This window comes from Rhodococcus sp. IEGM 1406 (genome assembly GCF_030056745.1).
GTDB lineage: Bacteria > Actinomycetota > Actinomycetes > Mycobacteriales > Mycobacteriaceae > Rhodococcus_F > Rhodococcus_F erythropolis.
Genome location: NZ_JASHKO010000002.1, coordinates 530,364 through 543,514 on the forward strand (window position 1 = coordinate 530,364; position 13,151 = coordinate 543,514).

General features: G+C 64.7%; 12 protein-coding genes. 5 read left to right on the forward strand and 7 right to left on the reverse strand.

What is annotated here, in order from left to right; genetic code table 11:
• The first annotated feature begins 101 nt into the window (after positions 1 to 101).
• The 4 genes from QM596_RS11790 (at position 102) to QM596_RS11805 (ending at position 4,298) form a co-directional block, all read left to right on the forward strand.
• Positions 102 to 869 carry a DeoR/GlpR family DNA-binding transcription regulator gene (locus tag QM596_RS11790; protein WP_020969481.1) on the forward strand — a complete coding sequence of 256 codons (768 nt, stop codon included), beginning with the start codon at positions 102 to 104 and terminating at the stop codon, positions 867 to 869.
• Entirely contained in the window at positions 866 to 1,861 is a 996-nt protein-coding gene (locus QM596_RS11795; RefSeq protein ID WP_021344070.1) for a 1-phosphofructokinase family hexose kinase, read from the forward strand. The genes QM596_RS11790 and QM596_RS11795 overlap by 4 nt, the downstream gene beginning before the upstream one ends.
• Before the next feature lie 18 nt (positions 1,862 to 1,879).
• Positions 1,880 to 3,943, forward strand: a complete 2,064-nt coding sequence (locus QM596_RS11800) for a PTS fructose transporter subunit IIABC (RefSeq protein ID WP_021344069.1) — start codon at positions 1,880 to 1,882, stop codon at positions 3,941 to 3,943.
• A 97-nt stretch (positions 3,944 to 4,040) separates the two neighbouring features.
• The gene (locus QM596_RS11805) at positions 4,041 to 4,298 is read left to right on the forward strand and encodes an HPr family phosphocarrier protein (RefSeq protein WP_003942144.1); all 258 of its coding nucleotides are present in this window, start codon (positions 4,041 to 4,043) and stop codon (positions 4,296 to 4,298) included.
• A gap of 39 nt (positions 4,299 to 4,337) precedes the next feature.
• Here the strand turns inward: QM596_RS11805 and QM596_RS11810 are convergent, their stop codons facing one another.
• The 7 genes from QM596_RS11810 to QM596_RS11840 form a co-directional block, all read right to left on the reverse strand.
• Positions 4,338 to 5,663, reverse strand: coding sequence for an alpha/beta hydrolase (locus tag QM596_RS11810; RefSeq protein ID WP_283309105.1), 1,326 nt, complete (start codon positions 5,661 to 5,663; stop codon positions 4,338 to 4,340).
• 55 nt (positions 5,664 to 5,718) lie between these two features.
• Positions 5,719 to 6,726, reverse strand: coding sequence for a hypothetical protein (locus tag QM596_RS11815; RefSeq protein ID WP_029255243.1), 1,008 nt, complete (start codon positions 6,724 to 6,726; stop codon positions 5,719 to 5,721).
• Entirely contained in the window at positions 6,719 to 8,194 is a 1,476-nt protein-coding gene (gene hflX / locus QM596_RS11820; protein WP_003942213.1) for a GTPase HflX, read from the reverse strand. The genes QM596_RS11815 and hflX overlap by 8 nt, the downstream gene beginning before the upstream one ends.
• Before the next feature lie 75 nt (positions 8,195 to 8,269).
• Complete coding sequence (dapF, locus tag QM596_RS11825; protein ID WP_097388192.1) at positions 8,270 to 9,139, reverse strand: diaminopimelate epimerase; 870 nt, start codon at positions 9,137 to 9,139, stop codon at positions 8,270 to 8,272.
• 32 nt (positions 9,140 to 9,171) lie between these two features.
• Positions 9,172 to 9,843 (reverse strand): class F sortase, encoded by a 672-nt coding sequence (locus tag QM596_RS11830; protein ID WP_020907529.1) that lies wholly within the window; start codon positions 9,841 to 9,843, stop codon positions 9,172 to 9,174.
• A gap of 84 nt (positions 9,844 to 9,927) precedes the next feature.
• A complete protein-coding gene (miaA, locus tag QM596_RS11835; RefSeq protein WP_283309111.1) occupies positions 9,928 to 10,863 on the reverse strand; it encodes a tRNA (adenosine(37)-N6)-dimethylallyltransferase MiaA in 936 nt (311 codons plus the stop codon).
• A complete protein-coding gene (locus tag QM596_RS11840; protein ID WP_283309114.1) occupies positions 10,851 to 11,612 on the reverse strand; it encodes a class III extradiol dioxygenase subunit B-like domain-containing protein in 762 nt (253 codons plus the stop codon). Before QM596_RS11840 ends, miaA begins: the two co-directional genes overlap by 13 nt.
• Positions 11,613 to 11,751: 139 nt before the next feature.
• On the opposite strand from QM596_RS11840, the gene QM596_RS11845 reads away from it, so the two are divergent.
• Positions 11,752 to 13,137 (forward strand): DUF349 domain-containing protein, encoded by a 1,386-nt coding sequence (locus tag QM596_RS11845; RefSeq protein WP_019748202.1) that lies wholly within the window; start codon positions 11,752 to 11,754, stop codon positions 13,135 to 13,137.
• The last annotated feature ends 14 nt before the right edge of the window (positions 13,138 to 13,151 follow it).

The window sequence follows — 13,151 nt, forward strand, 5'->3', positions numbered from 1 at the left end:
AGTCTTGACATGTCAACACACTCGGGCGTAAAACAACATAAAGCAACATTCACTGTGATCCACAACGCACCGTCGGATCACACTTCGGAATCGGAGAGCACGTGTACGCGGAAGAACGCCAACAAGCGATCGGCACCATGGTGTCGCAGCGCGGACGCATGTCCGTGGCGGCTCTGTCGGAGACCTTCGGTGTGACCACCGAGACCGTGCGTCGCGATCTGGCCTTCCTCGAGCGGATCGGACAGATCAGGCGTGTACACGGCGGCGCCGTTCCGACCGGATCCCTCCACGTCACCGAACCGGGCATGGCGGAACGCGATCAGACCCGCGCGCAACAGAAGGACCGGATCGCCCGCTGCGCGGTCACCTACCTCCCTCCCACCGGCGGCAGCGTGATCTTCGACGCGGGCACGACCACGGGCCGCATGATCCCCGAACTGCCGACCGAGAACGACTTCACAGCCGTCACCAATTCCGTCCCGATCGGCGCACGCCTGGCATCGATGAACTCGATTTCCCTGATACTGCTCGGCGGTCGAGTACGCGGGGTGACTCAAGCCGTGGTCGGCGAGGACGCCCTACGCCTGCTGAGCACGTTGCGAGTCGACGTCGCCTTCATCGGAACGAACGCGATCAGCGTCGGGCACGGACTCTCCACTCCGGACAGCGAAGAGGCCGCCGTCAAACGAGCAATGGTCAAAGCCGCCAATCACGTTGTGGTGGTGGCCGATTCCACCAAAGTCGGCCGCGAGCACTTGATCAGCTTCGCCCCACTCGACAGCATCGACGTCCTCATCACCGACGAAGAGATCAGTCCCACAGACACATCCGAGTTCCACGACCACGGAATCGAGGTGGTGATCGCATGATCGTCACACTGACAGCCAACCCGAGTATCGATCGGACCGTGCAACTCGAGCAACGGCTCGAACGAGGCTCCGTCCTACGCGCCCACTCCACTCGCAGCGACCCCGGCGGCAAGGGGGTCAACGTCGCGCGTGTTCTCGCCGCAGCCGACCTCGACGTGCTCGCGGTTCTACCGGGAAACGGTGGTGACCCTCTGCTCTCGGCGCTGGCAGCCGGTGGGATTCCCCACATCGGTGTCGCCACAACGGGTCTGGCTCGCACCAACATCACCATTGCGGAACCGGACGGGACAACGACGAAGATCAACGAACCCGGCGCAACGCTGTCCGGTTCGACGCTCGACGCCCTGGCACAGGAGTTGATTGTTCGCGCCGATACCGCACTGTGGTTCGCGCTGTCCGGCTCACTGCCCCCCGGCGTTCCGCTCGGGTGGTACGGCGAACTCGTCGCGGCACTGCGCGATCACCCGTGCAAGGTGGCGGTCGACACCTCGGACGCCCCGCTGACGGCACTCGCCGAAGCGTTCCCCGACTCGGCACCCGACCTGCTCAAACCCAACGGCGAGGAACTCGCACAACTGACCGGCGTCGACGGCCACGTCCTCGAACGTGCTGCCGAGAACGGTGATCCCGGGCCTGCGATCACGGCGGCGCAGCGATTGGTCGACCGCGGCGTCGGCAGTGTGCTCGCCACGCTCGGCGCAGCAGGTGCTGTCCTCGTCACCGCCGACGGCGCGTGGATCGCCACCGCTCCCCCGATTGTCGCAGTCAGTACCGTCGGCGCAGGCGATTCTTCGCTGGCCGGCTACATCCTCGCCGAAGCGGGAGGCGGCTCGGAATCCGAGCGGTTACGTCACGCGGTCGCCTACGGAAGCGCCGCTGCCTCCCTTCCCGGCACAACTCTTCCCACGCCCGAACAGATCGATCTGGCAGCGGTTTCGGTATCTGCAGCCGATGCCTCCTCTCCCATCCCCGTCCCCACCGAACTCGCCTGACGCCCTAAGGAACCTGACATGTCCGATACCAACGCAGCCGGCGGTTCCGGCCCCGAGATCATCAGTCCCGAACTGATCTCACTCGACACCGACCTGGGTACGACCAAGGAAGATGTCATTCGTTCTCTCGCAGCGCGATTGACTGCAGCGGGACGGGCGAGCGACGCCGCGGGGCTGGTCGCTGCCGCACTCGCTCGCGAAGCGCAGTCCGCGACCGGACTGCCGGGCGGAATCGCCATTCCCCACTGCCGCGCCGAGGCCGTCTCGTCCGCGTCCCTGGGATTTGCTCGACTGGATCCGAAGGTCGATTTCGGGGCACCCGACGGCCCCGCCGATCTGGTGTTCCTGATCGCGGCACCCGAAGGCGCCGGAGCCGAGCACATGAAGCTGCTCTCGTCCTTGGCCCGAGCGCTCGTCCGACCCGCGTTTGTCACGTCGCTTCGTGAGGCGTCGACGCCGGACGAGATCGTGCGACTGGTCGACGAGGTACTCAATCCCGCGCCGAAGGATGCTCCAGCAAAGGCTGCGGCAGCCACACCCACTCCTCCTGTTTCCACTGGGAAACACTCCACCGAGGAGGCCCCAACGCCCGCGGAGCGTCACATCGTCGCGGTCACCGCGTGCCCGACCGGAATCGCTCATACCTACATGGCTGCGGACTCACTCGTCGCCGCGGGTGAACGCGCCGGGGTCAAGGTTCACGTCGAAACGCAGGGCTCGAGCGGAAGCACCCCCCTTGACCCTTCGGTCATCGCCGGAGCCGCCGCGGTCATCTTCGCCACCGACGTCGGAGTGAAGGGCCGCGAACGGTTCGCCGGCAAACCCGTTGTCGCTTCCGGTGTGAAGCGGGCGATCAACGAGCCGGACAAGATGCTTGCAGAAGCGTTGCGCGCCTCCGAGAATCCCGCCGCCGCCACCGTGGACGGCACCGCCGCCGCGGCCGCGGATTCCGATGCCGGTTCCGTAGGGTTCGGCACCCACCTCCGTCAGGTCCTCCTGACCGGTGTCAGCTACATGATCCCGTTCGTCGCGGCCGGCGGTCTGCTGATCGCACTCGGCTTCCTGCTCGGCGGGTACGAGATCTCCGGTCCTGCCAAGGACATCGTTCTCAACAACTCGATCACCAACCTTCCCGACGGTGGTCTGGCCACCTATCTCGGCGCAGTGCTGTTCCAGATCGGTTCGTTGGCATTCAGCTTCCTGGTGCCCGCGTTGGCCGGCTACATCGCCTTCGCTATCGCCGACCGGCCTGGCATCGCTCCCGGCTTCACAGCCGGCGCGGTCGCCGTGTTTGTCGGTGCCGGATTCATCGGCGGCCTGGTCGGTGGTCTCATCGCCGGTGTCGTCGCGCTCTACATCGGCCGGATCGCCGTCCCGCAGTGGCTGCGGGGCCTGATGCCGGTGGTGATCATTCCGCTGTTCGCGACGCTGGTTGTCGGAGCACTGATGTTCATCGTCCTCGGTCGTCCGCTCGCCGCGATCACCTCCGGTCTCACCGACTGGCTCAACGGATTGTCCGGCAGCTCGGCCATCTTCCTCGGCATCATTCTCGGCCTGATGATGTGCTTCGACCTCGGCGGACCGGTCAACAAGGCGGCTTACGCCTTCGCTGTAGCCGGACTCAACGTCAACGACCCGGCCACTTTGCGCATCATGGCGGCAGTCATGGCTGCCGGTATGGTTCCGCCACTGGCCATGGCACTTGCCTCGACGGTGCTGCGTCCCAAGCTCTTCAGCGAAGCCGAACGTGAGAACGGAAAGGCTGCCTGGTTGCTGGGTTCGGCATTCATCTCCGAGGGCGCGATTCCGTTCGCCGCTGCCGACCCGCTTCGCGTGATCCCCTCGATGATGGCGGGCGGCGCCGTCACCGGTGCGCTGATCATGGCTTTCGACGTCACTCTCAGCGCCCCGCACGGCGGGATCTTCGTCTTCTTCGCAGTCGGCGGAATCGGCTGGTTCCTGGTCTCGCTCGCCGCGGGAACCGTGGTAGCTGCGCTCGCCGTCGTCGGAGCCAAGGAGTTCTTCCGCAAGGGTCCGTCCGATGCCGAACTCGACCCCGAAATCGTGCCCGCTGCGGCATGATCGACAGCAAGCAACACTGCAGTCACCACTGTTGTCACCAAATCCGCCCAAAGACCCCACAACGTCCGCACCGATAGATTCACAACGAGGAGATCCCATGCCCAGCAAGACAGTTGCCGTCGGTTCCGCAGTCGGCCTCCACGCCCGCCCCGCCGCTCTCATCGCCGAAGCAGTCGGAGCCTCCGGCGCCACGGTCACCCTCGCAGTCGCCGACGGCGAACCGGTGGATGCAGGTTCGGCACTGATGATCATGACGCTCGGAGCCGCCAAGGACACCGAAGTCACCATCGAGTCCGACGACGCCGACGCACTCGCCAAGGTCGCCGAACTGGTAGCCGCTGATCTCGACGCCTGACCTGATGTCAGTCGGTGCTGTGTAGCGGGCCGGACACTCTCACGGAGTCAGTGCGAGTGTCCGGCCCAGCCAGTCCATTTCGAGTTCCACAGCAGTGCCCCACACATCACCCGAGTGCCCGCCGGGAAGGGTGTAGTAGTCCACGTTCATGTCGGCGGCGCGCGCAGCCTCGAACATGATCTCCTGCTGAGGGCGGTAGATGTCGTCGTCTTCACCCGCGACAAATACACCAGACAACTGCGGATACCGATTCTGCGCCATCAGGTCTCGGGCGTTGACCGCGTCGAACGCGCTTTCGTCACCGTCGAACATGGCCGCCACGGTGTCCTCGTGATCACCGGTCGACGGTTCGTCCTGCCCGGAGAAGTCCAGGAACGACGGGTATCGGTCCGGGAAGTTCACGGCCATCTCGATCGCGCACGTCCCGCCGTAGGAGAACCCACCGATAGCCCATTGCGCAGCGTCCGGATTCACTTGAAGGTTCGATTCGATCCAGTTCGGGACGTCCTGGTCCAGATACGTCGCGACGTTGCCGAGCGCAGAATCCATGCAGCCGGGGTTGGCGTCGTAGTCCCCCAACGCGTCGGGCACCACCACGACGGGAGCAAGCCCGGAATGCCTCGACGCATAGGCGTCGACTGTGGTCGCGAGACGGCCACTGTCCAGCCAGTCGCTGGGGCTGCCGGGCTCACCCGCCACCAACACCAGTACGGGCAACTCGGCACGCGGATCGGCAAGATAGGCAGGCGGGAGATACAACGTCGCCGGCCTCGCGTCGAAACCCGAGATGTTTCCCGGAATCGACGCTTCCGTCACGACGCCGTTGCTCGGCATCCGCACCGGAACCTCCCAATGAGTTTCGGTGGGGAGTCCCCGCTGTAGCCAAGGTTCGGCCCCGGGGAGCGAATCGAAAGCAACGTGCTCGACCGAGCCGACCGGCCAGTGCCCGACCAGTGATCCGAGCGTGGGGTAAGTGCCGGTCTGGGCATTGACCTGACCCACCGCGACGATCGCGGCCAGACCGGCCAACACCGTCACGGAAAGGCCGCGGGCCAGTCCTGGACGCCGAAGGAGAACAAGCGCCGCGCCGATGACTCCGAATATCGCCAACGCTATCCACACAAAACTCGACAGGGGTAGCTGCGCGGGCAACGGTCGATAACTGAGCCACACGAACATCGCGCCGCCGGCGGACCCGACCACTGACAAGCCCAGTGCGACAAGCACGGCCCGACGCGGCAACCAACGAAGCAAAAGCAGCGTGCCGACGCCGACGAGGACGGAACCAACGAGCAGCGCTGCGGTGATGTGTCCGTGCTCGAGTGACATACGCGAGAGCCGCGTCAGGAGTTGATGCCCGTGCATTCGTTCCAGTATCCACATCTACCGGCAGTCTGCGAATTCGTGGAATTGGTGGGAATCAGCGGCGTCGTCGAGATCTCACGAACGCCGCGCCTCCGAGCGCGCATCCTGCCGCGACCAATCCGGCCCACACGAATGTCCATGGATCGACCCCGACGCCGACTGAACCGGCAGACGAGTCAGCCGTCGATTCGGTCGCTTCCACGAGCGCGCGCATCACGTGAACCGGCGGCAAAGCTCCGCCGGCAGATTCCGATCCGATCAGAACATCGCCCGCGTCGTTGAATGCCACGGCCTCGCCCTGAGGCTCCGTCGGGAGCGGGATCCGCAGGGGTTCGGTATCGGTGAGCGTCGCGCCGATTCCGCCGTCCACGACCTCGTACAGGTACAGATCGGAGTAACTCCGAAGCGCGATCGCCGAACCGTCCGACGACACCGCTCCCCCGGTGAACATCACCGACACGGGCTTCTCCGGTCCGAGAGATACGGCTCCGACGCGCTCGAGCGGCGTCGGGCCGGGTTGCGCCAAGTCACTCAGTTTCTGATCCCCGACGGGTGTGTAGACACTGCTGGAGCCGAACAATTCCTTGGTCACGACAAACACATGGCCGTCAGGGTCGAGCAGAATCGATTCGGTGTCGTGCGCGCCGTCCGGGTACGTGAGGCGGTGCAACGTACCGTTACCGGAATCGAGGTCCATCGTGATGAACGCCACCGTGTCGCGGGTTCGGAGGTTGTCGCCGGTATCCGACAGAACGAGCGTTCGACCACTCACCGCAAGATCTTCGACGTCGTATGGATCGATCGGGACCGGAATCTGTTTCTGGACAACACAGTTCAGGTCCATTTCGAATACGAAGTCGTCACTGCCGCCGTCACCCATCGCGTAGATCCGATCGTCGACGACGACCATCCCCGACAACTCCTGGAGCGCAGGATCGGTAGGTGTACAGAGTGGGGCGAACTCGCTCGGTTCGAACGACAACGCCTGTGCGAGCGCTCCGGGAAGCAGTGCGGTTGCCGTAGTCGCAGCAAGCACCGCGACCACGGCCCCGAAACTACGCACTAGGTGCGTACTCCACCAATGCCGAGGCCAACATCTGTGGCACGCGTGCGTGCACCCGCGTTCCCGCCTCTTCGTGAGTCGATTCCAAAATCGTTCCGTCCGAGTGGATTCGAGCCATCAGATCACCGCGCGTGTACGGCACCAGCACGTCGACCTCGACCTCCGGCCGAACCAGCACCTCGCTGAGATGTGCTCGTAGTTCAGCGATTCCTTCACCGGTCCGCGCCGAGACGAACACGGCACCAGGCAACAGACCACGTAGTTGCGTCAAGGTAACCGGATCTGCCGCGTCGATCTTGTTGACCACGATCAACTCCGGCGGAGCCTTCGAATCCGTCTCGCGCAGAACATCGGTGACGACTTCCCGCACAGCCTTGATCTGTTCTGTCGGCAACGGATCCGAACCGTCGACGACGTGCAGAAGCAGATCCGCGTCGGTCACTTCCTCGAGAGTCGACCGGAATGCCTCGACCAACTGAGTCGGAAGGTGTCGCACGAAGCCGACCGTGTCGGTGAGTACGTACTCGCGGCCGTCGTCGAGTGCGGCGCGGCGAGTTGTCGGGTCCAAGGTGGCGAACAACGCGTTCTCCACGAGCACACCGGATCCGGTGAGCGAATTGAGAAGACTCGATTTGCCCGCGTTCGTGTATCCGACGATGGCGATCGACGGGATGTCGCTCTGCAGTCGACGGGTCCGCTTGGTGTCGCGGGCGGCCTTCATGCCCTTGATCTCGCGGCGCAGTTTTGCCATGCGCTCACGAATACGGCGACGGTCCGTCTCGATTTTCGTCTCACCGGGACCACGCAGGCCCACACCGCCGTTACTGCCGGCACGACCACCGGCCTGGCGCGACATCGACTCGCCCCAACCACGCAGACGCGGGAGCATGTACTCCATCTGAGCGAAAGCCACCTGGGCTTTACCCTCACGAGACGTGGCGTGCTGAGCAAAGATGTCGAGAATCAGAGCCGTCCGGTCGATGACCTTGACCTTGACGATCTTCTCCAGCGCCGTGAGCTGCGCCGGCGTCAGCTCACCGTCGCAGACGACGGTGTCGGCGCCGGTCGCCAGGACTACTTCGCGCAGTTCCTGGGCCTTGCCGGAACCGATGTAGGTGGCAGCGTCGGGTTTGTCGCGGCGCTGAACCAGTCCTTCGAGGACCTCGGAGCCGGCCGTCTCGGCCAGTGCGGCCAGCTCGGTCATGCTCGCCTCGGCCTGCTCGGCAGTTCCCTGCGTCCAGACGCCGACCAGGACAACTCTTTCGAGTCGAAGCTGGCGGTACTCGACTTCGGTGACGTCCTCGAGCTCGGTCGACAGACCGGCCACGCGGCGCAGGGCGCCGCGATCTGCGAGTTGCATCTCACCGGTCGACGGGTTGCCCGATGCGGACGCTGCCGTGTATTCGGCTTGCGCGTACTCGGACTGCTCGTGAGCGGTGGACTCTTCGTTTTCATGTGTGTTCGTCATACAAGATCCATGGTCCCACGAAACCTGGCCACGGTGCATCCGTATTTCCTGCAGGCGTATTTCCCGCGGGCGATATCACACGAGCGATTGCCACCAGACATCGCTGATCGTCCCGTTCGCCACCAGAACCGAGGGCCCCCGCAACGACCCTTCGCCGCCTTCGACGGTGACCTGCACTTCGCCGCCGAGCACGCGCACCAGCACCGAGCCTTCGTCGCGGCCGTCGAACTTCAGCGCCGCGGCCGCAGCTGCGACCGTTCCGGTTCCGCAGGAACGAGTCTCGCCCACACCACGCTCGTGTACGCGCATGTGGACCCCACCGTCGTGGATCGGCGTCACGATCTCGATGTTGACCCCGTGCGGGAAGAACCCGGGATCGAAGCCCGGAGAAACACTCAAATCGAGCGCACTCAAAACTTCTGCCGTCACGTGCTCGTCGACACACGCCAAATGCGGATTACCGACGTCGATGCCGACGCCGGCGAAGACGCGGCCGTCGATTGTTGCCGAACTGGTGCCGAGGTCCTTGATCGGGCCCATCGCCACGGTCACGTCACCATGTGTGGCGTCGTAGCCGTGCACCACGACCGGACGCGCTCCGGCACGACTGCCGACCACGAACTCGTCCTTGCTCTCCAAGCCCGAGGCCTTGAGATAGTGGGCGAATACGCGAACTCCGTTTCCGCACATCTCCGCGATGGAGCCGTCGCTGTTGCGGTAGTCCATGAACCAGTCTTCGGCAGCGACGCCGTCGGGCAGCGCACCGAGCACGCCCGCGTCCGCAAGTGCGCCTGCCCGGGCGACACGAAGGATGCCGTCGGCGCCGAGGCCACGCTGACGATCACACAACGCTGAAACTCGCGCCGGCTCGAGATCGACCCGAACGTCGAGGTCAGGGAGAACAACGAAGTCGTTCTGCGTGCCGTGGCCCTTACTGAAATCCATGGTCGCCATCCTATCCGGACCTACCGACCGACTCACGCAGGTGACGCGGTGACCACGACGTTCTGTTCGTACGTGAATCCGGACGGCAACGAGGGGTCGGGCACGGTTGCGCCGCCGCAGGTCACGAGGACCAGCCTGGGCGCACCCGTTTCGGAAAAGAACTCGGCCGGCAAAGCCACCTTTTCGTACAGCTTCAGGCTCGCTGCGTGATAGGTGAACATCGTTCCGGTGTCGTCGCTCACGTAGATCGGTGTTCCGGGCTTCATCTGGTGCAGCGCCCACAAGGCGCCGTGCGTGCGATCACCGTCGTCGACGTGGCCGGCAACAAGATTGGTGCCCTCCGAAGATCCGAACTGCACACCGTTGGTGAAATGCGAAACCTTGTCAGGATGCGGAAGGATCATTCCGCGGTTGGCGCCGAACCCACTGGTCACGATGTCGGCTCGCACATCGAGATCGGGAATCGCGAGCGTGTTCGGCGGTAGATCCGTTGGCGCAGGCGCCCAACTCGCCCCTGGATCGGTTGGAGCTCCCACGTCGAAGGGTGCTTCGGGAACAGGTGCGCTGATGGGCTTCCCGGCCGCACTCACCGCAAAATAGACGAGCACCCCGCCGACCGCGAGAAATGTGACGAGCAGTAGGAGAAGCGGCAGCCGACCCGCGCGTCGGCCTCTCGGTCGCGCGTGTGTCCCGGTCTGCGCCATGTTCGTTGTCCTCCAGTCCGTCGATCGCGAAACGAATGGATCGCGAAAGAGCTAACTGTAAGATAGCTGATCGGCGCGATCGTGTTACAGGCCGCGATCTGCAAGGGCAGCGAAGGCCGAGCGAGCCAGCTCCGGATCGGCACCGTCGAGCCAGTGCACGCGTGCGTCACGACGGAACCATGATCGTTGGCGGCGAACGTAGCGCCGCGTCCCGATGAACGTCCGTTCGAGTGCCTCGGCCAGATCGTATTCACCGTCGAAATGTGCGAGCACCTGCGCATAGCCGATGGCTCGCGGCGCTGTGACGCCCTCACGCAATCCTTGCTCGACGAGGTCGGCAACTTCGTCGACAAGTCCGCCTGAAAACATCAGCTCGGTTCGCAACCGAATCCGGGCGTCAAGTTCTTCCGTATCCCGATCCACGCCGAGAATGCGGGTTCCCCAACGAGGGTCACCGATCTGCGGAGCTGAGGCCGCGAACGGCAGACCTGTCAGCTCGACGACCTCGAGCGCCCGAACCATCCGCCGACCGTCCGTCGGCAGTATCGACGCCGCCGCTACCGGATCAGCAGCAACAAGCGCCGTACGCACCGCACCGACCCCGCCGTCGGCCAGCACTGCCTCCCACTTTGCACGAACTTCGGGATCCGTTGCCGGAAAGGACCATTCGTCGAGTAGAGACTGGACGTACATCATGGATCCGCCGACGATCACCGGAACCTTGCCCGCCGCGATCAGATTCTCGGCGATCGCGATCGCGTCGCTTTGATAACGCGCGACGGTGGCGGTCTCCTTCACGTCGAGAACGTCGAGCAGGTGATGCGGAATCCCACGACGCTCGGCCGGCGTCAGTTTGGCGGTCCCGATATCCATGCCGCGATAGAGCTGCATCGCGTCGATGTTGATGATCTCACCGCCGAATTCCTCGGCCAGTGCCAACGCGAGATCGGACTTTCCCGACGCGGTCGGACCGACAACTGCGATCGGGCGAAGTTCTTCAGGGACGTTCACGGCCGCCACGTCCCGACGTGGTAAGCGACGCCGAACGGCGCATCACTGTAGTCGACCACCGAACGTGTCGTGGTTGACCGAGACGAGTCCATGAAGACACCGGCCAGGACCTGCCACGCCGCGCGTCCCTGGGCTCCGACACTCCGGCAGAGCTGCGGATCGAGAGCAAGAAGCGCCTCCGGGTCACCGGCGGTCAGGGCATCGTCGATGGCCGATTGCACGCCAGCGGCGCGCTCGTCGAAGCTTCCGGGCGCCTTTGCCGTCAGCGTGGACGCACCGTCAGCCACGATCAGAAGCCCTTGCGGTCGGTTGTCGCTGTCGAGTTGCTTGCGCAACTGCTGCCCGAATTCACGACATTCATTCGCCGACGCCTCTGCACTGACGACGTGCATGTCGACGGTGATCTCCACGTCCGCTCGGGCACGCAGCCAGCCGGCAACAAGGGCGCACAGTTCGAGAGATGGCATCGGTTCACCTGCCGCATCCGCGTCCAGGGACGTCCGGACATCGGCGCCGAATCCCGCGAAAGTACCGATCTGCCCACGTCCGACGCCCGATCGCCAGCGTTCGCCTGCTGCATTCTCGGGTTCTGCATTCTCGGGGCCGACACCGACGCCCACCCAGTGAACCGCCTCGTGAGAGAGCCGGCGCACGGCGGCCGTCGCCGCGGCGCGCACCTGAGCAGACTCGGCCGAATCACCGGACAATTCCGGCACGAGTAACGGCGCCGAGGGGACGAGAACAGCGGAAGTCAACACAGTTGCCACGCTAGTCGACCCCGAGGTGGCGACCTCACACCCTCTTACCTGATTCAATAGTCGGAGAACGTGAGTACCGGGTTCAATGGAACCAGGAATGCGATCAGGCAGCCGTGACGCGCGGCAGAGACGAGGACCGATGACCGAGAACAGTGAACCCACCACCGGCGCCGACAGCAGTTCGGCCAGCCCGAGCCCGGCAGCACCCAAACCCGGTGCTCCCAAACCTGGTGGACCACGCCCCGGTGCGCCCCGCCCCGGAGCACCTCGCCCCGGCCCGGCAGCCTCGCATGCCGTCACCGCCGCGCCGGCCAGCGACCCGAGCAAGTTCGGCCGCGTCGAGGAAGACGGAACCGCCTGGGTGAAGACCGCTGACGGTGAACGCCAGATCGGTTCGTGGCAGGCCGGCGACGCCACCGAGGGCCTCGCCCATTTCGGTCGTCGCTACGACGACCTCGCGACCGAGGTCTCACTACTCGAGGCTCGTCTGACGTCGGGCGCCGGAGACGCCAAGAAGACCAAGGCTGCCGCCATCGCTCTATCCGAATCCCTCTCCACCGCTGCCGTGATCGGGGACCTCGACGCTTTGGCCCGCCGACTCGACGTGATCGTTGCCGGGTCCGACGAGGCCGCAGCGCACGCGAAGGAAGAGAAGGAACAGTCTCGCGCCGCGAGCACCGCCCGCAAGGAGGCCCTCGCAGTCGAGGCCGAACAGATCGGTTCGGAGTCGACCCAGTGGAAGACCGCGGGTGATCGTCTGCGCGAGATTCTCGACGAGTGGAAGACGATTCGCGGAATCGACCGCAAGGTCGACGACGCACTGTGGAAGCGGTACTCCAAGGCTCGCGAGTCCTTCAACCGACGGCGTGGAGCGCATTTCGCCGAACTCGATCGTGATCGTGCGAGCGCCCGTTCGACGAAGGAAGAACTGGTCGAGCGCGCCGAGAAGCTGTCGACCTCCACTGAATGGGGACAGACCGCTGGAGAATTCCGCGATCTACTCAGCGAGTGGAAGGCTGCCGGCCGCGCACCGCGCGAGGCCGACGACAACCTGTGGAAGCGCTTCAAGGGCGCTCAGGACGTGTTCTTCGCCGCACGCAACGCTGCTGCATCCGAGCGCGACGCCGAATTCGAGCAGAACGCGGTTGCAAAGGAAGAGCTGCTCGCTGCGAACGCGAACATCGATCCGGCACACGGACTCGAAAACGCTCGTGCAGCGCTGCGCGACCTGCAGGAGAAGTGGGACGCGATCGGCAAGGTGCCGCGCGACCGGATGCAGGAACTCGAAGCGAAGCTTCGGGCCATCGAAACCAAGGTGCGCGACGCCGTCGACGCCGAGTGGCGTCGTACCGATCCGGAAGCACTTGCCCGGGTCGCGCAGTTCAAGGAGCGGGTCAGCCAGTTCGAGGAGCAGGCCGCCAAGGCTCAGGCTGCCGGCAAGACGAAGGACGCCGAGAAGGCTCTCGCTCAGGCAAAGCAGTGGCGTGAGTGGGCCGAAGCAGCCGAGAGCGCTGTCAGCGAGTAATCGACGACGAGCTG

Coding starts and splice junctions, on each gene's coding strand:
- QM596_RS11795 (WP_021344070.1), top strand. CDS start 866: ATGATCGTCACACTGACAGCCAACCCGAGTATCGATCGGACCGTGCAA.
- QM596_RS11800 (WP_021344069.1), top strand. CDS start 1,880: ATGTCCGATACCAACGCAGCCGGCGGTTCCGGCCCCGAGATCATCAGT.
- QM596_RS11805 (WP_003942144.1), top strand. CDS start 4,041: ATGCCCAGCAAGACAGTTGCCGTCGGTTCCGCAGTCGGCCTCCACGCC.
- QM596_RS11810 (WP_283309105.1), bottom strand. CDS start 5,663: ATGCACGGGCATCAACTCCTGACGCGGCTCTCGCGTATGTCACTCGAG.
- hflX (WP_003942213.1), bottom strand. CDS start 8,194: ATGACGAACACACATGAAAACGAAGAGTCCACCGCTCACGAGCAGTCC.
- dapF (WP_097388192.1), bottom strand. CDS start 9,139: ATGGATTTCAGTAAGGGCCACGGCACGCAGAACGACTTCGTTGTTCTC.
- QM596_RS11830 (WP_020907529.1), bottom strand. CDS start 9,843: ATGGCGCAGACCGGGACACACGCGCGACCGAGAGGCCGACGCGCGGGT.
- QM596_RS11845 (WP_019748202.1), top strand. CDS start 11,752: ATGACCGAGAACAGTGAACCCACCACCGGCGCCGACAGCAGTTCGGCC.